The 19,615-nt window shown below is 69.1% G+C and carries 14 protein-coding genes; 5 read left to right on the forward strand and 9 right to left on the reverse strand.

Annotated elements, in window-relative coordinates; translation table 11 throughout:
• From BJG92_RS13805 to BJG92_RS13815, 3 genes are all read right to left on the reverse strand, one after another.
• Window positions 1-610, reverse strand: a 610-nt coding sequence (locus BJG92_RS13805) for an alkaline phosphatase family protein (RefSeq protein ID WP_374199805.1), incomplete at its 3' end; no start/stop codon positions are given.
• A 1-nt stretch (window position 611) separates the two neighbouring features.
• Window positions 612-1,352 (reverse strand): DUF5998 family protein, encoded by a 741-nt coding sequence (locus tag BJG92_RS13810; RefSeq protein ID WP_232084565.1) that lies wholly within the window; start codon window positions 1,350-1,352, stop codon window positions 612-614.
• A 52-nt stretch (window positions 1,353-1,404) separates the two neighbouring features.
• On the reverse strand, window positions 1,405-4,095 hold the full coding sequence (locus BJG92_RS13815) for a GNAT family N-acetyltransferase (RefSeq protein WP_232084566.1): 2,691 nt from the start codon (window positions 4,093-4,095) through the stop codon (window positions 1,405-1,407).
• Window positions 4,096-4,161: 66 nt separating this feature from the next.
• On the opposite strand from BJG92_RS13815, the gene BJG92_RS13820 reads away from it, so the two are divergent.
• A complete protein-coding gene (locus tag BJG92_RS13820) occupies window positions 4,162-6,696 on the forward strand; it encodes a DNA topoisomerase (ATP-hydrolyzing) subunit A (RefSeq protein WP_232084567.1) in 2,535 nt (844 codons plus the stop codon).
• A 266-nt stretch (window positions 6,697-6,962) separates the two neighbouring features.
• Here the strand turns inward: BJG92_RS13820 and BJG92_RS13825 are convergent, their stop codons facing one another.
• Window positions 6,963-7,346: a VOC family protein gene (locus tag BJG92_RS13825; RefSeq protein ID WP_232084568.1), complete on the reverse strand. Its 384-nt coding sequence runs from the start codon at window positions 7,344-7,346 to the stop codon at window positions 6,963-6,965.
• A 64-nt stretch (window positions 7,347-7,410) separates the two neighbouring features.
• On the opposite strand from BJG92_RS13825, the gene BJG92_RS13830 reads away from it, so the two are divergent.
• Window positions 7,411-7,929: a DinB family protein gene (locus tag BJG92_RS13830; protein ID WP_232084569.1), complete on the forward strand. Its 519-nt coding sequence runs from the start codon at window positions 7,411-7,413 to the stop codon at window positions 7,927-7,929.
• 36 nt (window positions 7,930-7,965) lie between these two features.
• Here BJG92_RS13830 and BJG92_RS13835 read toward each other — a convergent pair whose 3' ends face one another.
• From BJG92_RS13835 to BJG92_RS13850, 4 genes are read right to left on the reverse strand one after another with little or no spacing between them, the layout of a single operon-like run.
• Window positions 7,966-8,964, reverse strand: a complete 999-nt coding sequence (locus tag BJG92_RS13835; protein WP_232084570.1) for a GNAT family N-acetyltransferase — start codon at window positions 8,962-8,964, stop codon at window positions 7,966-7,968.
• A gap of 21 nt (window positions 8,965-8,985) precedes the next feature.
• Window positions 8,986-12,561 (reverse strand): thiol reductant ABC exporter subunit CydD, encoded by a 3,576-nt coding sequence (gene cydD / locus BJG92_RS13840; protein WP_232084571.1) that lies wholly within the window; start codon window positions 12,559-12,561, stop codon window positions 8,986-8,988.
• A gap of 6 nt (window positions 12,562-12,567) precedes the next feature.
• Window positions 12,568-13,617: a cytochrome d ubiquinol oxidase subunit II gene (gene cydB / locus BJG92_RS13845; RefSeq protein WP_232084572.1), complete on the reverse strand. Its 1,050-nt coding sequence runs from the start codon at window positions 13,615-13,617 to the stop codon at window positions 12,568-12,570.
• Window positions 13,618-13,659: 42 nt separating this feature from the next.
• Window positions 13,660-15,258 carry a cytochrome ubiquinol oxidase subunit I gene (locus BJG92_RS13850; protein ID WP_232084573.1) on the reverse strand — a complete coding sequence of 533 codons (1,599 nt, stop codon included), beginning with the start codon at window positions 15,256-15,258 and terminating at the stop codon, window positions 13,660-13,662.
• Window positions 15,259-15,548: 290 nt separating this feature from the next.
• Between BJG92_RS13850 and BJG92_RS13855 the strand changes: the two genes are divergently transcribed.
• Both BJG92_RS13855 and BJG92_RS13860 read left to right on the forward strand, forming a co-directional pair.
• Window positions 15,549-15,935, forward strand: a complete 387-nt coding sequence (locus BJG92_RS13855; protein ID WP_232084574.1) for a BlaI/MecI/CopY family transcriptional regulator — start codon at window positions 15,549-15,551, stop codon at window positions 15,933-15,935.
• A gap of 6 nt (window positions 15,936-15,941) precedes the next feature.
• Complete coding sequence (locus BJG92_RS13860; RefSeq protein ID WP_232084575.1) at window positions 15,942-16,931, forward strand: M56 family metallopeptidase; 990 nt, start codon at window positions 15,942-15,944, stop codon at window positions 16,929-16,931.
• Window positions 16,932-16,943: 12 nt separating this feature from the next.
• Here BJG92_RS13860 and BJG92_RS13865 read toward each other — a convergent pair whose 3' ends face one another.
• The gene (locus tag BJG92_RS13865) at window positions 16,944-19,052 is read right to left on the reverse strand and encodes a type IIA DNA topoisomerase subunit B (protein ID WP_232084576.1); all 2,109 of its coding nucleotides are present in this window, start codon (window positions 19,050-19,052) and stop codon (window positions 16,944-16,946) included.
• Window positions 19,053-19,284: 232 nt separating this feature from the next.
• Here BJG92_RS13865 and BJG92_RS13870 point away from each other — a divergent pair, with 232 nt between their 5' ends.
• The gene (locus BJG92_RS13870; RefSeq protein ID WP_232084577.1) at window positions 19,285-19,506 is read left to right on the forward strand and encodes a hypothetical protein; all 222 of its coding nucleotides are present in this window, start codon (window positions 19,285-19,287) and stop codon (window positions 19,504-19,506) included.
• Window positions 19,507-19,615 lie beyond the last annotated feature (109 nt).

Here is a 19,615-nt window from a genome sequence, read left to right on the forward strand (position 1 = left end):
CAGCGGCCGTCCGGGCGTGGGATGTGGTCCCGGTGACGAAGCGGCCACCCCGGAGCGCGGCCCGGGTCATGGCCGAGTTGCTGAACTGGGGCAGGCTGACGGTGCAGACGTCCACGTGCGCGGCGGCGCGCTCGAACACTGTGGGGAACGGCTGCCAGCGCTGCGGATCCACGCCGGCGTCCCAGCCGCCGAGCATGTTGACCACCCGGTCCTGGTCCGGGTCGAGGACGTCGTAGCCCACCATGCCGTGCTGCCCGGCGGGGAGTCCGGTGCCGAAGCTGGCCAGTGAAGCCGCCGTCGTGGAGGGAAACGCCGAGTCAAGGAACACCGGCACCTGGCCCTGGCCGGCCTGCATCGCTGAGCGCAGGAACGGGGTGTGGGCCGACTTCTGCTTCAGCAGGTTCCGGCCCAGCCCATCGGCGAGCACAATGCAGACCCGCTTGCTGGCAGGGAGGTTCAGCCGGTTCTCGAAGCCGGGGATGCCCAGACTGGCCGCGGCGCTGGTAAGCACCTCTGCGATGGAACGGCTGCCGAATGCCGGGGCGATGGGCAGCGGCTGGGTCAGGGCGTCAGCGGCGGAGAGCTGCTCGGGCATGCGGGCCGGCGCCATCTCAGCGCTGGTGGCCGCGGCTGAGGCGGTTTCCGAAGACACCCATCCTGGCGCGGGGCGGCAGGCCGGGGCCGGTATGCGGGACGGGGGCCGAGGATCCGGTGTTCACTGCCCGGAGGGCGCGGGCGAAGAGCTTGGCGTCCTGGACGGCCTGCAGCCCGTCGGCCTCGGCGCTGATCCTGATCACAATGTCCTCCTGGGCGATCGTGCCGCTGTAGCCGTGGTCCGCCTCGCACTGCGGATCGCCGCAGCTGGCCGGGCCCATGTCCAGGCGCTGCCCGCCGGACCAGGCGATGGACAGGGTCAGTTCGCGGACCGGATCCGAGGGTTTGTAGTCCTGGGGCTGGGCGTAGACGTAGCTGAGCACCACGGAACGGATCTGCGTCACGGGCACGGACTCGGTCGACACCTGCGCGACGGTCTGTTCGCCGGCCTCATCGAGCTGCTGGTCGTCCACGTGGGTAATGACGAGCATGTCCTCGGTCAGCACCATCACGGTGATGTGCCGGCGGACCTCGGCGCGGTCAAAGTGCGTTTCGAGATGGACGAGGTGGGCCACGCAGTCACGGCCGTCCAGGGCATCGGCGACGACGTCGGTGACCAGCCTGGGGTAGAAACCTGCCTGCTCGAGGGCCCCTTCCAGACTTTGACCCTGCGCACTGTGGTCATGCAGGCCGTGATGGTGCGTGCCCGGGCGTCCGGGGACTGCCAGGGGCTCGGGTGTCGGAGTCGGAAAGCTCATGGATCCCATTTTCACAGATCGGCCGGGGACTTGCTAACTGCGCCGTTCTCCGCTAGCTCCGCATGGCGCGCCGGGCGCTGTCGGTGCGCTGGGCCGCGTTGGCGATCCGGACGTCCGCGGCGAGGATTGACGCGCCGTCGGGTCCTGCCAGGACCGGGTTGAAGTCCACCAAAGCGATCTCGGGGTGGTTGTCCTTGAGCCTGGCCAGCCGGGCGGCGAGATCCTCCAGCGCGGCGGCGTCAACGGCCGGCAGTCCCTGGTAGCCGAAGAGCTTGCGTGAGGCGCGGGGCGACCGGATGAAATCGTGGACATCGGAGCCGGACAGCGGCGGAACCCGGTGGGCCCAGTCCTCCAGCAGGTTAACGGCGTCCCCGGCCAGGCCGAAGGAAACCACCGGCCCCAGCAGCGGGTCCTCGATGGCGCGGAAAGTGCAGGCCTGCCCCACTGGCACCATGGTCTGCACTTCCAGCGAGGGCGAGCCGTAGCGTTCCAGCGACTTCCGCATTTCCAGCACGTTCCGCCGCAGCGACTCGGCGTCCTGGATGTCCAGGCGCACCCCGCCAAGGTCCAGGCGGTGCCGCAGCGCGGGATCGGTCGTCTTCAGGGCAACGGGCCAGCCGAGCCGGTCGGCCGCCGCCACGGCTTCCGCCTCGGTCTCGAAGCCTTCCGAGGGCACCACCCGGATGCCGTAGCGGGCCAGGAGCCGCGAGGCCGCCGCCTGGTCCAGCCGGACCAGTTGCTCGCCGCTGACCTCGTGCAGCAGCGCGTCGAGATCGGCGTGCGCGCCGTCCGCGTCGCAGCCCTCGGGTTCCACGAAGAGCCCGTGGTCCCGGTCCAGCCACTGGGCGTAGCGGACGACCGCGCCGAGCGCAGCCACGGCGGCGCCCGGGTTCGAATAACAGGGGACCACCGTTGAGACCGCTGCGTCGCCCACCATACCTTCCACGTAGATGGACGGATCCAGGAGTCCACTGAACGCAGCCACCACCGGTTTGCCGGCGGCCGCCGAGCACTCGGCGAGAACTCCGGCGATCTTTTCCACCGTGAGGCCGTGCGCCGGCAGCAACGCCACCACGACGGCGTGCACGGTGTCCGCCGTGAGGAGTTCCTGCAGGCTGCGCCGGAGGGCAGGCAGCGCCACGGACATCCCGGCGTCGAGGTCCACGTCCGTGACAATCCGTTCCACCCCGAGTCCCTGCGCCGCCGCGCTGTCCGCGACGACCTTGCCGAGCGCCCGGGAGTTGCTGAAGACGGCGATTCCAGGCCCCTTGGGCAGGGGCTGGCTGGAGACGATCTGGGCGACGTCCATCAGCTGTTCGATGGTTTCGACGCGGATCACGCCGGCCTGGCGCATCATCGCATCGAGGGCCTCGGGCGGGGCCTGGGTGGTGCGGACGGCGTGGCCCGGAGGCAGGCCCAGCCCCATCGCGTCGGACTTCGCCACGATGACGGGTTTCGTCCGGGCCAGCCGCCGGGCCAGCCGGGAAAATTTGCGCGGATTACCGATCGATTCCAGGTAGAGCCCGACGGCGGTCGTGTCGGCGTCGTCCTCCCAGAACTGCATCATGTCGTTGCCGGAGACGTCGGCGCGGTTGCCGGCCGAGAGGAAAGTGGAGATGCCGACGCGGCGCCTGCTGGAGGCGGCGTAGAGGGAGACGCCGATCGCCGCCGACTGGCTGAACAGTCCCAGGCCGCCGCGCCGGGCCAGCGAGGGCGCCATCGAGGCGTTGAGTGACACGGCCGGGTTGGTGTTCAGGATGCCCAGCGACGCGGGCCCGATCACGCGCATGCCGTTGGCGCGGGCCTGCCGGACAAGTTCGCGCTGCCGGGCGAGGCCGCGGTCGCCGTCGTCCGCGTACCCGGAGGTGGCCACCACAATCCCCTTAACCCCGGCGGCGGCGCATTCCTCCACGACTTTGGGGACCTCAGCGTACGGGACGGCGATGATGGCGAGCTTGACGGGGCCGGGGACTTCGGCGAGCCGGGCGAAGGACAGCATGCCGGCGAGCTCGAAGGCTTCCGGGTTGATCGCATAGACCGGACCGGTGAACCCGCCCTCGATGATGTGCTCCAGCAGCTGGTAGCCCACGGTGCCCCATTTGCGGCTGGCGCCGATCACGGCCACGGAGGACGGGGCGAGCAGTTCCTGGATGCTGCGCGCCTCGGCGCGGTGCTCGCGGGACTCCATCACGGCACGGGACTTGTCCGTGGGGTCGATGTTGAACTCCAGGCTGACCACGCCGTCGTCGAAGTGGCGTTTGACGTCGTAGCCGGCGTCCGAGAACACCATGAGCATCTTGCGGTTCTCCGGGAGGACCTCGGCACTGAATTTCCGGATCCCGTTCTCGCGGGCGGCGGCGGCGAGGTGTTCGAGCAGGATGGACCCGATGCCGCGGCCCTGGTGCGCATCGGCGATGTTGAACGCGACTTCGGCTTCCGTGGGATCCTCGAGCCGGTCGTAGCGGCCGATGCCCATGATCTCCCCGCCGATCGTGATGACGAGGGCCACGCGGTCCTTGTAGTCCACCTCGGTGAAGCGCTTGAGTTCCTTCGCGGAGAGCCTGGACTTGAACGCGAAGAACCTCATGTAGATGGACTTCTGCGATTGGCCCACGTGAAAGGCCTGCACCGCGTCCGCATCGGCGGGGTGGATCGGGCGCAGATGCCCCGTCCCGCCGTCGCGCAGGACAACATCGGCTTCCCAATATTCCGGATATACGCCGTCCGCCGGCTGATCCACCATAGGCTTAGCCTAGTCACTAACTTACGCAGCACCCGCTCAGCACCCTCAGAAGGACCCACCAGCCTCATGGCACGCCGCCAAACCACGCCCCCGGCAGGGGAAGCCAACCCGGATTCCGCGGGGAATTTCGTAGAGAACATCGTCGACATCGACGTCACATCAGAGATGGAAGGTTCGTTCCTCGAATACGCCTATTCGGTGATCTATTCGAGGGCCCTTCCGGACGCGCGCGACGGCCTGAAGCCGGTCCAGCGGCGCATTCTGTACATGATGAGCGAGATGGGCCTGCGTCCGGACCGCGGCCACGTCAAGAGCGCCCGTGTGGTGGGCGAGGTCATGGGCAAGCTGCACCCGCACGGTGACACGGCGATCTACGACGCCATGGTGCGCATGGCGCAGGACTTCTCGCTGCGGCTGCCGCTCATCGACGGGCACGGCAACTTCGGCTCGCTCGACGACGGCCCGGCGGCTCCCCGGTACACCGAGGCCCGCCTCGCCGCGGCGGCCCTGACGCTGACGGACCACCTCGACGAGGACGTCGTCGACTTCGTCCCCAACTACGACAACCAGCTCACCCAGCCGGACGTTCTGCCGGCCGCGTTCCCGAACCTGCTGGTCAACGGCGCCACCGGCATCGCCGTCGGCATGGCCACGAACATGGCCCCGCACAACCTCGTCGAGGTCATCGCCGCTGCCCGGCACCTGATCGAGAACCCGGACGCCACCCTCGAGGACATCATGAAGTTCGTCCCGGGCCCGGACCTGCCCACCGGCGGCCGGATCGTGGGGCTGGACGGCATCCGCGATGCCTACGCGACCGGGCGCGGCTCGTTCAAGACCCGCGCCAAGGTCGAGATCGAGCAGCTCTCGGCCCGCCGCACCGGCCTGGTGGTCACGGAACTGCCCTACATGGTGGGCCCGGAGAAGGTGATCGAGAAGATCAAGGACGCCGTCAACGGCAAGAAGCTGGCCGGCATCAGCGACATCGTGGACCTCACGGACCGCAAGCACGGGCTGCGGCTCGTGATCGAACTGAAGAACGGCTTCAACCCGAACGCCGTCCTCCAGCAGCTCTACCGCTACTCGCCGATGGAGGATTCGTTCGGCATCAACAACGTCACGCTGGTTGACGGCCAGCCGCAGACCCTCGGGCTGCTGCAGCTTCTGACCGTCTATGTGGAGCACCGCATCACGGTGGTCCGGCGCCGCACCGCCTACCGCCTCGGGAAGAAGAAGGACCGCCTGCACCTGGTCGAGGGCCTCCTGATCGCCATCGTGGACATCGATGAGGTCATCCAGATCATCCGCTCCTCGGACGAGGTGGCCGCGGCCCGGACCCGGCTGATGTCGATCTACGACCTCTCCGAGACCCAGGCCAACTACATCCTGGAGCTCCGGCTCCGGCAACTGACCAAGTATTCCCGGATCGAACTCGAAAAAGAGCAGGACGAGCTGCGCCGCGAAATCGCCGAGCTCGAGGCTATCCTCGGCTCCAGCGAACGGCTCCGCGCCCTGGTGTCCGACGAGCTCGGCGACGTCGCCGAGAAGTACGGGACCCCGCGGCGGACCGTGCTGCTCGAGTCCGAGGCCGTCTCCCCCACCGTCGCCGCTGCCCTCGCGGCCGCGCCCGGAGCCAGGGGCAAGGCCGCCCCGCTGGCCCTTGAAATTGCCGACGACCCCTGCTGGGCGATCCTGACGGCGTCGGGCCAGATCGCCCGCACCACGCACCGTGACAGCCTCGCCGAGTCCGGCCCGCGGACCCGGCATGATGTGTTCACCTCCGTGGTGAAGACCTCCGCGCGCGGCGAGATTGCCGCCGTCACCTCCCAGGGCCGCATGCTGCGGCTCCAGGTGATGGACATGCCCGTGCTGCCGCCCACCTCCGGCACCCCCAATATGGCCGGCGGGGTACCGGCCAAGGACTTCATCACGCTGCTCAAAAACGAATCGCTGGTGGCGTTCGCGCCGCTCGACGAAGTGCTGGCGATCGGCACAGCCCAGGGGGTGGTCAAGCGCGTCCAGCCGGACTACCCGCTGAACCGCGAGGACTGGGAAGTCATTGCGCTCAAGGACCGGGACACCGTGATCGGTGTCGCTCCCGCAGGGCCCGACGACGTCGACCTCGTCTTCGTCACCCAGCAGGCGCAGCTCCTGCGCTTCGGCGCCTCGGCAGTCCGCCCGCAGGGCCGCACCGCCGGCGGCATGGCGGGAATCAAACTGGCCGCCGGGGACACGGTGCTGTTCTTCGGCGCCGCCAGCGCAGCCGACGCCGGCGCCGTCGTCGTGACCATTGCCGGCACCGACGGGGCCCTCCCGGGCACCGCACCCGGCGCCGCGAAGGTCACGGCGCTGTCCGAGTATCCCGCGAAGGGCCGCGCCACGGCCGGGGTCCGGGCGCACCGCTTCCTGAAAGGCGAGGACACGCTCCTGCTCGCGTGGGCCGGGCACGGTCCGGCAAAGGCGTCCTCCCTGGCCGGGGTGGCGCGTTCCCTGCCCGGGGAACACGGCCGCCGCGACGGATCCGGTATCCCGCTCTCGCAGGCCATCGACACGATCGGTCCGAGTATGGCCTGGGCCGAGGAAACCGCGGCGGAGGCCTAGTCTTCCGGCCGGGACAGCGTCGGGGCCCCCGTCAGGGCCCGCGTCAGGGCCTGCAGGCAAGGTTCCAGGTCGCAAGGGGGCAAGTCCACCGGGGGTCGGGTCACAGGGGGCCGGGTCCACCCATTCGCCATGAACGGCCGCCAGGGGGCACGCCCTTTCGGCTACCTGTGGCAAATGGTCAACGCCTGCTCACCCGGAACGCCCGGGACCACACAGAACCCCGGGCCGCCGCAGGGTTGCGGCCGCCCGGGATCAGCCCGTGGCGTTTACCTCCCGGAGTTCACGTTGAGGATGTTGCCCTCGCTGTCCAGGAACCACGCTGCGGAGCCCCCATCCGGCAGGACGGCCATGCCGTCCTCGGTCTTCAGGCCCGGGAAGTCGTACTCCTCGAAGACAACCCCCGCGGCGCGGAGCTCGGAAACAGTGGCCGGCAGGTCAGTGACCGTCCAGCCCATCTGCGTATTCTTGGCCGTTCCGGCGTTGGACGTCTGGTAGAGCATGAATCTGCTGCCGGAGCCGCAGGTGTACTCCAGGTTGTCCTCGGCGCCCGGATTGTCCGGTTCGAGTCCGAGCTTGTCGCGGTAGAAATCGCGTGCGCGAGCGAGATCCGCGGCCGGCAACACGGCGACAACCGGCTGGTCTTTGAGCATGGTTATGTCCCTTTCCAGGCCCTTCCCCCGGAACGAATTCTACTCCTTCCCCTAGACTGTTCGCATGCCTATCGTGCCCGATCACAAGGACTGGACCTGGGTCCTGCAGCGGCCCTGCCCGGAGTGCGGTTTCGACGCCACGGCCGCCACCCCGGCCACTGCCCCGGGGATCGTGGCCAGCATGCTCCCGCGCTGGCGGGCGGCGCTGCGGCGTCCGGACGTGGCGGACCGCCCGGATGCGAACACGTGGTCGGTCCTGGAGTACGCCGGCCACGTCCGCGATGTCTTCGCCTTGTTCGACCACCGGCTGGACCTCATGGTCACCGAGGACGACGCCCGCTTCGAGGACTGGGACCAGGACCTGACAGCCATCGAGAAGGACTACGCCAACGCGGATCCCGCCGTCGTCAGCGCCGAACTCACTGCCGAGGGCACGCAGATCGCCGCATCCTTCGCGCGGGTCCCGGAGGATGAGTGGGGCAGCAAGGGCACCCGCAGCAACGGTTCGGAGTTCACGGTGCTGACGTTCGCGCAGTACTTCCTGCACGACGTCGTCCATCACCTCCACGATGTGGACGGCTAGCGCGTGGACGGCTAACGCGTGGATGGCTAGCGCGCACTAAAGATCCTTGTCCCAGGCCATGCTGCGGTTGACCACGCGGTAGCCCATCTTGGTGTACAGCGCCAGCGCTCCCGTGGGGTTTTCCGAGTCCACGTCCAGCGAGGCTGTGTCCAGGCCGGCTGCGGCGAAGCGCTGCATGGCATCGGCCAGCAGGGCCTGCGCGATCCCCCGGCCGCGGAACTCCCGCCGGACCCCCAGCAGGTCGGTGTAGCCCTCGCTGAACCCGCGTGACGCGGCGCTCCCGGCGTCGTGGCTGGCGATCTGGTAGCCCGCCACCCGCCCGCTCGCCTTCTCCACGGCGACGGCGCTCAGGTCCGGCCGGGCCAGCGGATCGTTCACCACGAAGCCCCAGCCCTCTTCGTCACGCGGTTCGCTGCCCCAGTGGTCCCGGAACGCCTCGTTGTGCGCCAGCCGCACGGGCTCGTGCAGTTCCGGCCCGAAGTCCACCAGTTCAAGCCCCTCCGCCAGCTTAACCTCGGGGAATCCCGCGTCCAGCGGACGGTGCATCTCGTTGAAGTAGCGGACAATCCGGTAGCCGGAGCCCGCGAAGAGCGCGGCGTGATGCGTGTGCTGCTGTTCCATGTAGAGCCGCAGCCTGGGGCGGGAAGGGGACACCCCGTCCTCGGCAAAGCGTTGCCGGGTCCGGGTCTCCAGCCAGCCGAGCAGGCCGGTTCCGATCCCGGTCCCCTGCCATTCGGGATCGACGTAGCCGGCGCCGATCGCCTTGTCCCCGTCCCGGTTCTTGGTGATCCGGGCGTAGGCGCGGGCAACGCCCTGGTCATCGAAGCCCAGGACGCTGTTCCCGGCGGCCGGGTTCTTCCTGGACTCAAGGATCTGTTCCAGGTCAGGGCGGCGCTCGAACCAGACAGGCTGTTCGACGGCGGCGGTCCGGGCAATCAGTGCGGCCCAGGCCTCAAGCCCGTCCGTCCCGGCCGGCCGCCAGTGCAGGCGGGGATCGAGGCTGGCGAGGGAGTCCGCGTCGGGAGGTCCGTGCATGGCAACAGGCTAACGTCCGGCCTACCGACGCGCCAGCAGCGGCGGTGAATCCTGGGCCGGAACGGTCTGCCGGACCGCCGACAGGTCAAGGTCCAGACGGCTGTCTTCCGCCCCGACGTCCGCCGGGTTGTGCGTCACGAGGACCACGGTCCGGTCCCTGAGACCGTGCCGCAGCTCGGCCAGCATGGCACGGCCGGACGCCGCGTCCAGGTGCGCCGTCGGTTCGTCGAGCAGGATCACCTCCGCCCCGGTGAGCAGGGTGCGGGCGACGGCCAGCCGTTGCCGCTCGCCGCCGCTGAGGAAGGCCCCGCCGGGTCCGATCCGGGTGTCGAGGCCGCCTCCCGGGGCGTCCGCCAGCCGCGCCATCAGCGGCGCAAGGCCCACCGCGGCGAGGGCGTCCCGCAGCTGGCGCTCCAGCCGCTGCGCCCGTTCCCCGCCTTCCTGGCCCGGCGGCAGCCCCAGCATCAGGTTGCCACGGATCGTGGAGTCGAAAAGGTGAGCCTCCTGCGGGCACCAGGCAACCCGCCCGCTGAGGAAGACCTGTCCGCGCCTGGCCGGCAGGAAGCCGAGCACCACGGCCAGCAGGGTGGACTTGCCGGAACCCGAGGCGCCGGTCACGGCGAGCCAGCGCCCGGGTTCTGCCACTGCGGTGAGGCCGTCAAAGACGGGCCCGCCGCCGGGCCAGGCGGCGGACAGCTCCCGCAACTCGATACCGGGGGCGCCGCCGGGACGCGCCGGCACCGGCACGAGCCCGCCGGTCTCCTCCGCCGTCGGGTCCGGATCGTACCCGGCCAGGACGCCGGCCCCGCCGACCCTTTGAAGCACGGCACGGAGCGCCGGGTACTGGCGGACCGCCGTCGTGATGGCCGCGTACGGTTCCACCAGCGCGAGTTGCAGCAGCACGGCGACGGCCACCGTCGCCGGTTCCGCCGCCCCGCTGAGGGCTAGCGGCGCGGCCAGCACAGCGCTGGCCAGCGCGGCGCCCCCGCACGCCAGCACCGTCAGCCCCTGGCCCAGACCCTCGGCCCAGGCGGAGCGTTGGGAGGCGGCGGTCGCGGCCCGGTCCGCCCGGCCGATCGCGGCGAGCACCGGGCCCCCGACGCCGTTGGCGTGGAGTTCGGCACGGGCCTCGAGCGCAGCCGCCACGTGGCGCAGCACGCCGGAGCGGAGCAGCTGTTCTGTGCCGGCGGACATCCGGTCCGCGGCCAGCGCGAGGGCGGGGGCAGCCACGAGACTCAGCAGTGCCGCGGCAATCACGGCCGGGAGGACGGCCGGCAGCAGCAGGCCGATCCCCGTGACGGCGGCGGCTGCGACCGCCACGGCAGTTAGCGGCGGCAGGACCACCCGGGGCAGCAGCTCCCGGACAGTGTCGACGTCGTCCACGACGGTGCCCAGGACGTTGCCGCCCTGCAGCAGCCGGCGCAGGGACAGCGCGCGCCGGCTCAGTGACTCCCAGAGCCGGCCGCGGAGCCTGGTCAGGGCAGCGAACACGGCGTCGTGCAGCAGGAGCCGCTCGGCGTAACGCAGCGCCGCACGTCCAACACCCAAGAACCGCACGCCGACGATCGCCGTCAGCAGATACAGGATGGGCGGCTGTTCGCTGGCGCGCACGATCAGCCAGCCTGACAGCCCGGCCAGTGCGACGGCGAAGAGCGCCGCCAGCGTGCCGATGGCGCCGGCGGCGGCAAATTTGCCCGCGACAGGGGCGAGCAACCGACGCAGCAGCGCCGTTGTTGAACCGCGTGCGGTGCTGGCGGCGGCCTCCGCCGTCGGCGTCCCGAAGGGCCCGGCGGCAGCGTCGGAAAAGCCGGCAACGTTCACAGTGGCTGGGAAACCTGCGGCCTGCGGTTGCGGCGCAGGGTCGGCAGCAAGGTCGGCAGCGGGGTCGGCAGCAAGGACGGCAGCAGCCGGTGTGGCGCTTGCTGGCGTTGCGGGGGCCACAGCGATGATCTGCTCGGCCAGTTCGCGGGTCTGCCGGTCGTGGGCCACCAGCAGCACGGTGGCCTTGCCCCGCAGCGACACGATGGCGCGGCTGACCACGGCGGCGGAGGCGCGGTCCAGGTGTGCCGTGGGTTCATCGAGCAGCAGGACGGTGGCTCCCGCCTCGATCCTGGCCATGCCGCGGGCCAGCGCCACCCGCCGCAGCTCCCCCGGGCTGAGCTCGGCGGGGTGCTTCGCGGCCAGGTGCTCCGCGGCGCAGGCCGCCAGGCAGCGCAGGGCTGCAGTGTCCGCCGCAGCGCCGATTCCGGACGCACCGAGATACAGCCGGATTTCGTCCAGCACCGTCTGGGCAACCATCACGGGGTGCTGCGGCACCCAGGCGATGTCCGCCGTCGTAAATCCTTGGAGCCGCCCGGTAACGGTCGTTTGCAGGTCAGGCCGGTCAGGGCCGCCGCCGGTCCCGATGGTGCCGGCCAGTACGCCGAGGACGGTGCTCTTACCGGCGCCGCTGGGCCCGTCCAGGGCAGTGATCCGGCCCGGGGCGGCGGTGAAGCTGAGCGGCCCGACGGCGTTCTCCGTCCTCCCGCCGTAGCTGACGGTCAGGCCCGCTACGGTCACCGCTGGCGGCCCCGCGGGCCCGGCAGCTCGGGCAGCTCCGGCGGGAACGGCTGTCCCGGCAGCTCCGGCAGCCGCGGCGGGAACAGCTGGCCGGAGCGGCGTTGCCTCGGGGGCCGAGAGGACCTCGTTGGTTGCGGCGAGCGCCGCACGGCCCTCATCGCTCGCGTGGTGGGCGGTTCCCAGCTCCCGGAGCGGGAGGTAGCAGTCGGGGGCGAGGATGAGCGCCAGCAGCCCGGCTTCCAGGGCCATGTCGCCGTTCACGAGGCGGACACCGATGAACACCGCGACGACGGCCACGGAGAGAGTCGCGATGAGTTCCAGGGCGAGCGCGGAGAGGAAGGCGGTGCGCAGGGTGCCCATCGTGCGCGTGCGGTACTCCTCGGAGATGTCCTCCAGGGCTTTGCGCTGGTCCGTGGCGCGGCCCAGGCCCACCAGCACGGGAAGGCCCTTGGCCAGTTCCAGCATGTGCCCGGACAGCCGGGCGAGGGCTGACTGGGCTTCCTTGACCCTGTCAGCGGTGTACCGGCCAATCAGGATCATGAAGATCGGCACCAGCGGCACCGTCAGCACGATCACGGCGGCGCTGATCCAGTCGGCGAACAGGATCCTGGCGCCCAGCAGCAGCGGGATGGCCGCGCAGTTCACGACGGCGGGCAGGAACTGGGTGTAATAGCTGTCCAGGGCGTCGAGTCCGCGCGTGGCGAGGATGGCGAGCCCGCCGTCGGCGGGGCCGGCGGACCGGGTGCCGCCCCGCAACGCCCGCGCAAGGAGCTCTGAACGCAGCTGCTCCTTGACCCCCAGCGCTGCCCGGCGCGACGCGACGGCCTGGCCCCAGACTGTCAGCGATCGCAGCACCACCCCGGCGCACCCCCAGAGAAGCTGTTTGTCCCAGGCGGGGCTGTGGGCCATGAGTCCGGCGAGGACGGAAGCGACAGCCTGTCCCATCAACACCAGGGACAAGGCCTTCAGGGCCGCGAGCAGGCCCAGCAGGTAGAGGGCGGAACGGTTTGCGGGGCCCGCCGGGAACTGGGGTCTCATCGGGTACTAGTCCTTGGGTGCCAGCGCTTTGGCGGCGATAGCGGGAAGGAAGCTGTGGGCCTCCGGGATGTGCTCGTGGCTCACCCTGCGCCGGAACACCCAGTACGTCCAGGCCTGGTAGGCGAGGACCAGCGGCAGGCCGATGCAGGCAACGATGCTCATCAGCCCCAGGGTGTAATCCGAGGACGAGGCGTTGGAGACGGTCAGGCTGAAGTCCGGGTCCAGGGTGGAGGGCAGCACCACGGGGAAGGCCGCGCCGAAGATCGAGGCGCTGCCGAGCAGCAGGAAGGCGCCGAGCGCGAGGAACGCCCTGCCCTCGGCACCCTTCCGAGCGAAGTTCCACGCCAGGACGGCGGCCACGACGGCGGCGACCACGGCCGCCACGGTCCAGGCCTCGCCGCTGAGCAGCTGAAGGCTCACCGCCCACCCTGCGAGGGGCAGCAGCAGCACGGGCAGCAGCCGGACGAACCGCTCGCGCGCCCGGCGCCGGATGTCGCCGTCGGTCTTGAGCGCCAGGAAGGCGAGCCCGTGCAGGAGCGAGAACCCGACGACGGCGAGTCCGCCCAGCACGGCGTAGGCGCTGAACCAGGCGAAGGGGCCGCCCACCCGGTCACCGTTGGCGTTCAACGGCAGGCCCGTGGTGGTCAGTGCCAGGGCGGCTCCGACGCCGAAGGCGGCGACGAGGGAGCCGGCCGAGATGGCCCAGTCCCAGCGGGCGCGCCACTGCGGGGTGTCCACCTTGCCGCGGTATTCGAAGGCCACGGCGCGGAAAATGAGGGCCACGAGGACCAGCAGCAGCGGCAAATAGAGCGCTGAGAACAAGGACGCGTACCAGAGCGGGAAGGCCGCGAAGGTGGCACCTCCCGCGGTCAGGAGCCAGACCTCGTTGCCGTCCCAGACCGGGCCGATCGTGTTGAGCAGGACGCGGCGTTCGGTGTTGTTGCGGGCGAAGCCCTTCATGAGCATTCCGACGCCGAGGTCAAAACCCTCCAGAAAGAGATAACCCGTCCACAGCACCGCAATGGCAATGAACCAGATGGTGGGTAGCAGATCCATGCTGAATATCCTCAGTTTCTCCGTACGGGTCTTGGGGAGTGGCTAGTAGGCGAAGGCCAGGACGTCGCCGGCTTCGGGCTTGCCCGGACCGCCGTCCCCTGGGGTGCCGTCCTCGTTTTGGTCAGCGGGGGCGTGGACCAGCTCCGGCATGGCCGAGACCACCCCACCCCGGATGTACTTCACTAACAGCTTGACCTCGACCACCAGGAGCACGGCGTACACGGCCGTGAGCACGATCAGGGAGGTCAGCAGTTCCCCGGCGGACACCCCCGGGGAGACGGCCGCGGCGGTGAACATGAAGACCTGGTCGATCCCGCTTGGATCCGGGTTCGGGGCGACGACGAACGGCTGCCGGCCCATTTCGGTGAAAATCCAGCCGGCGGCGTTGGCCCCGAACGGCGCCAGGATTCCGAACACGGCCAGCCTCATGATGCCGCGGGATGCCGGGACGGTTCCCTTGCGCGTGGCCCACAGTGCCACGAGCGCCGCGAAGGCGGCCAGGCCGCCGAAGCCGATCATCATCCGGAAACCCCAGTAGGTGACTTCCATGACCGGGACATACTGGATCTCCTGCCCGGCCCGCTCCCCGTAGATCGGGTTGTCGGGCAGGTTGGTGCCGTAGTCGGCCTTGTACCGGTCCAGGAGGCTGTTCACGCCCTTGACCTCGGTGCTGAAATCGCCCTTCGCGAGGAAAGACAGGATCCCGGGGACCTCGATCACGGCAACGATGTCATCGCAGTTCTTCGAACCGAGGTTGCCGACGCTCAGCACCGAGAAGCCGGTGCCGTCATGGCAGGCAGCCTCCGCGGCGGCCATCTTCATCGGCTGTTGTTCGAACATGAGCTTGCCCTGCAGGTCTCCGGTGACGGCGGTGCCCGCGAAGGAAATCATGGCGACGACGGCGCCGATCCGCACCGAGCGGATCCATACTGCGTGGTCGGCACGGTCCCGCCCCGGAACGGCTGACTCGCCGGGAATGACCCTGCCGTCCGCCCCGACCGTGTCCACCCCGTCGTGGCGGCGGCGCCACAGGTGGTACCAGGCGATTCCCAGCAGAAACGACCCGGCGACGGCGAGGGCCCCGAAGATTGTGTGCGGGACGGCCACCAGCGCCGTGTTGTTGGTGAAGACCGCCCAGGCGTCCGTCATGACCGGGCGCCCGTTGATCATCTCGACGCCGACGGGGTGCTGCATCCAGCTGTTGGCCACGATGATGAAGTAGGCGGAGAAGACCGAGCCGATGACAGCGATCCAGAGGCAGGCGAGGTGGACCCCGGGCTTGAGTTGCTTCCAGCCGAAGATCCACAGGCCCAGGAACGTGGATTCCACGAAGAAGGCCAGCAGCGCTTCCATCGCGAGCGGCGCCCCGAAGACGTCGCCGACGAAGCGGCTGTATTCGCTCCAGGCCATGCCGAACTGGAACTCCTGCACGATCCCTGTGGCGACGCCCATGATGAAGTTGATGAGGAAGAGCTTGCCCCAGAATTTGGTCATCCGGAGGTATTCCGGCTTGCCGGTGCGGTACCAGAGGGTCTGGATGACGGCCACGACCAGGCCGAGCCCGATCGTAAGCGGCACCATCATGAAGTGGTAGACGGTAGTGATGCCGAATTGCCAGCGTGCGATTTCCAAAGCGTCCAAGGCAGTTCCTACTTTTCGCCGGGCGGGAGACTTCTACATGACGTAGAAATGATTCTTCTACAGAGTGTAGAACACATCAGGGCCTCCGCGTACCGGAGTCCCACGGCGCGGGAGGGGCCGCGCTGGAGAGCGCAGGCTCCCAGGGCACCAGCGGCGCGCCGAAGCGGATAGTTCTACTTCCTGTAGAAAGAATGCGCAAAACACGGTAAATTAGATAACGAAGTGTTAACACGCCACCCGGCAGGCCAACTGGCCGATCCCGGGCGGCCGTCACGAAGGACGTGGGGGAAATGGCAAGTCTCGGTGACCTGGAACGGGCAGTGATGGATCTGCTGTGGGCGGGCCAGGAAGCGGCAACGGCTAATACGCTGCGGGATCTCCTGGCGAAGAGCACCCGGGCCGAGGGCGGCTCTGCCGGTCACGAGGGCAAGGATCTTGCCGTCACCACCGTGCTGACCGTGCTGTCCCGCCTGGAGCGCAAGGGCCTGGTGGAGCGCGAACGCGGCACCCGCCCGCACCGCTACCAGTCCGTCTCCAGCCGCGAAGAGCACACCGCGGAACTGATGCACGAAGTCCTGGGCTCCGCGCCGGACCGCGAGGCAGTCCTGGCGCGTTTCATTGGTTCCGTCACCGATACCGAAGCGGAAACTCTGCGCAAGCTGTTGGGTCGCAACTAGCGCCCTATGTTCTGGACCTCATGGTTTCTGGCGGTCCTCGCGGTGGGGCTGGCCTGGCCGGTGCCCATCGTCTTCTCGCGCGCCCAGTGGCCCGCGCGGTCCCCTTTCACGGCGATGCTGCTATGGCAGTCGATCGCCCTCGCAGGCGGCCTGTCGATGATCGGCGCCATGCTCACGTACGGGCTGGCGCCGGTCGGAGACAACCTGCTGGCCGGGCTGCGGTCCCTGGCCGGAATAGTATTCCGGAACGCGCCCAGCACGGAACTCGGATTCTGGCATATCTTTGCGCTTTCCGCCGCGGCGCTGCTGACTGCACATTTGGTCTTCACCCTGCTGCTGACGTATTACAGGATCCAGCGGCAGCGACGGCGGCACCGTGAACTGCTCGGGCTGCTGGCCTCACCCTCCGCTGACGGAACCGGGACCATGGTGCTCAACCTCGAGTCCCCCGTGGCTTACTGCCTGCCGGGCGGCGCGCGCTCTGTGACCGTGCTCTCAGACGGGCTCCTGGCCGCCCTGGAACCCGCCGAGCTCCGGGCGGTGCTGGTCCACGAAAACGCTCACCTGAGCCAGCACCACCACCTCCTGTTGTGGGCCTTTGCGGCGTGGCGCCAGGCCCTGCCATGGCTGCCGACCACCCGGTTGGCGCAGGAAGCGGTGAACTCCCTGATCGAAATGCTCGCCGACGACGTCGCACTGAAGTGCGAAAGCAGGGCCACGCTGATCAAGGCGATCGCGATCGTCGCCAGCGGCTCCACGGGCGCTCCCGCCGTCCAGATGGCGTTCGGCGAGCCTGACGCGTCCGACGTCGGCGCCGGCCAGCCAGGTGCCACGGGCGGGGCCGGGTCGGCCGGCACCACTGCCTCGCGCGTCAGCCGCCTGCTCTCCCCGCAGCCGCCCTTGCCTGAGCCGCTGCGGCTGGCCGTGCTGGCCGCGAGCCTCCTGCTGCTCGCAGCGCCGACGGCGTTGCTGATAGTCCCCGGGCTGCTCGGCTGAGCCCAGCGGGGCTCAGGCGTCGATCCGCTCCCGGTCCAGGCCCGCGGCGCCGGCAATGATGAAGTCCTTCCGGGGCGCGACGTCGGAGCCCATCAGGAGGTCGAAGGTGTCCTCGGCCTGCTTGGCGTTTTCGATCCCGACTTTGCGCAGCGTGCGGTGCCGGGGGTCCATCGTGGTCTCCGCCAGCTGCTCCGCGTCCATCTCGCCCAGGCCCTTGTACCGCTGGATCGGTTCCTTGTAACGTTTGCCTTCCTTGGCGAGCCGGGCCAGCAGGACGTGCAGCTCTGCCTCCGAGTAGGTGTAGATCATGTCGTTGGCCTTCTGGCCGGCGTTGATGACCTCCACCCGGTGCAGCGGCGGGACGGCGGCGAAGACGCGGCCCTCGTCGATCATCGGGCGCATGTAGCGGAAGAACAGGGTCAGCAGCAGCGTCCGGATGTGGGCGCCGTCGACGTCGGCGTCTGTCATGAGGATGACCTTGCCGTAGCGGGCGGCGCTGATGTCGAAGCTGCGGCCGGAGCCCGCGCCGACCACCTGGATGAGGGCGGCGCATTCGGCGTTCGAGAGCATGTCACCCACCGAGGCCTTCTGGACGTTGAGGATCTTGCCGCGGATGGGCAGAAGCGCCTGGAAGTCGGAGGACCGCGCCAGCTTGGCCGTGCCCAGCGCCGAGTCGCCCTCGACGATGAACAGCTCCGAGCGCGCAACGTCGTCGGTGCGGCAGTCCGCGAGCTTCGTGGGCATGGAGGAGGTTTCCAGCGCGTTCTTGCGGCGCTGGGTTTCCTTGTGGACCCGCGCCGAGATGCGGGACTTCATCTCACTGACGATTTTTTCCAGAAGCAGCGCGGACTGGGCCTTGTCGTTGCGGTTGGCCGAGGTCAGCTTGGCGTTGATTTCCTGCTCCACGACCTTCATGACGATCGCGCGGACGGCCGAGGTACCGAGGATTTCCTTGGTCTGGCCCTCGAACTGCGGCTCGGCGAGGCGGACCGTCAGGACCGCGGTGAGTCCGGCGAAGATGTCGTCCTTCTCGATCTTGTCGTTGCCGGCCTTGAGTTTGCGGGCATTGGTTTCCACGGCCTTGCGGAACGTCTTGAGCAGGGCCTGCTCGAAGCCGGCCTGATGGGTTCCGCCCTTGGGCGTGGAGATGATGTTCACGAAGGTGCGCACGGTGCTGTCGTAGCCGATGCCCCAGCGCAGGGCGACGTCGACTTCGCAGTCCCGCTCGACCTCCGCCAGCTGGCTGTGGCCCTTGTCGTCGATGACCGGGACGGTTTCCTTGAACTTTCCGGCGCCGTGGAGGCGCCAGATGTCCGTGACCGCCGGGTCCGCGGCGAGGAAGTCGACAAATTCGGAGATGCCGCCGTCGTGGTGGAAGACCTCTTCATGCGGGCCCGCCTCGCCCGGCGTGCCGGCGACCCGGCGCTCGTCCCGGACCGTCAGCTTCAGTCCGGGGACCAGGAACGAGGTCTGGCGGGCGCGGGCGGCGAGTTCGTCGTAGGAGAACTTCGCGTCCGGGGTAAAGATCTGCCGGTCCGCCCAGTAGCGGATCCGGGTGCCCGTCACGCCGCGTTTGGCCTTGCCCACAACCTCGAGGACGGAACCGTCAACAAACGGGGCGAAGGCCGACGCCGGGTCCGGTTTGGTCCCGGTGTCCTTGAACCGGCCGGGCTCGCCGCGGCGGAAGGACATCTTGTAGGTCTTGCCGCCGCGGTCCACCTCCACGTCGAGGCGGGCGGAGAGGGCATTCACCACGGAAGCGCCGACGCCGTGCAGCCCGCCGGACGCGGTGTAGGAGCCGCCGCCGAACTTGCCGCCGGCATGGAGTTTCGTGAAGACGACCTCGACGCCGCTCAGCCCTGTCTTGGGTTCGATGTCCACCGGGACACCGCGGCCGTCGTCGTGGATTTCCACCGAGTTGTCCGCGTGCAGGATGATCTTGATGTCGTGGCCGAAACCGGCGAGGGCCTCATCGACGGAGTTGTCGATGATTTCCCAGAGGCAGTGCATTAGCCCGCGCGAATCCGTGGAGCCGATGTACATGCCCGGGCGCTTGCGGACGGCCTCGAGGCCTTCCAGCACGGAGAGATGCCGGGCGGTGTAGTCAGAACTTGGTGCCACGGGTCGGGAACTCCTTCAGGGACAGTGACGGCGGACGCGCAGGGGCCAATGCGCTCTTCCTAGGGTAGTCGCCGCGCCGCTCCCGGCCGCGCTGCCACTCCCCCGCCGGCCGGACTCCGCCGAACCCGTTATGCAGACGTGATACGCGTACAGCGAAAGTCGGCCAAACTTGCGATGGTTTGGCTGCGAATGCTGGTTATATAGGTATACCGATCTACTAAGGAGGCCGAACATGACAACAGCAGTTGCGGACCGCACACTGAGCACCGTTGACCGGTGCGATCGTTGCGGAGCACAGGCATATGTCCGGGTTGTTCTCGGCGCCTCCGGCGGTGAGCTTCTTTTCTGCGGCCACCACGCACGCGCCGTAGAACCGACACTCAGGCCGCTCAGCTCCGACTGGCATGATGAGACGAGCCGCCTTCAGGAGAAGGCGCCGGTCCCGGTCGATTAGACCACCCGCGTCAGCCCGGCTGGGCTGATGCTTGACCGATAACGAGCAAACCAGGGCTCCTCCATACCGGAGGGGCCCTGGTTCTTTTAACACCTCATAACAACGCGGG

This window comes from Arthrobacter sp. SO5 (genome assembly GCF_020532805.1).
Taxonomy (GTDB): Bacteria; Actinomycetota; Actinomycetes; order Actinomycetales; family Micrococcaceae; genus Arthrobacter.

Bases quoted from the DNA above. Each gene is read 5' to 3' on its own strand.
- cydB (WP_232084572.1), bottom strand. From the start codon at position 13,617: ATGGATCTGCTACCCACCATCTGGTTCATTGCCATTGCGGTGCTGTGG.
- BJG92_RS13820 (WP_232084567.1), top strand. From the start codon at position 4,162: ATGGCACGCCGCCAAACCACGCCCCCGGCAGGGGAAGCCAACCCGGAT.
- BJG92_RS13870 (WP_232084577.1), top strand. From the start codon at position 19,285: ATGACAACAGCAGTTGCGGACCGCACACTGAGCACCGTTGACCGGTGC.
- BJG92_RS13830 (WP_232084569.1), top strand. From the start codon at position 7,411: ATGCCTATCGTGCCCGATCACAAGGACTGGACCTGGGTCCTGCAGCGG.
- BJG92_RS13815 (WP_232084566.1), bottom strand. From the start codon at position 4,095: ATGGTGGATCAGCCGGCGGACGGCGTATATCCGGAATATTGGGAAGCC.
- BJG92_RS13810 (WP_232084565.1), bottom strand. From the start codon at position 1,352: ATGAGCTTTCCGACTCCGACACCCGAGCCCCTGGCAGTCCCCGGACGC.
- BJG92_RS13835 (WP_232084570.1), bottom strand. From the start codon at position 8,964: ATGCACGGACCTCCCGACGCGGACTCCCTCGCCAGCCTCGATCCCCGC.
- BJG92_RS13860 (WP_232084575.1), top strand. From the start codon at position 15,942: ATGTTCTGGACCTCATGGTTTCTGGCGGTCCTCGCGGTGGGGCTGGCC.
- BJG92_RS13825 (WP_232084568.1), bottom strand. From the start codon at position 7,346: ATGCTCAAAGACCAGCCGGTTGTCGCCGTGTTGCCGGCCGCGGATCTC.
- cydD (WP_232084571.1), bottom strand. From the start codon at position 12,561: ATGAGACCCCAGTTCCCGGCGGGCCCCGCAAACCGTTCCGCCCTCTAC.
- BJG92_RS13855 (WP_232084574.1), top strand. From the start codon at position 15,549: ATGGCAAGTCTCGGTGACCTGGAACGGGCAGTGATGGATCTGCTGTGG.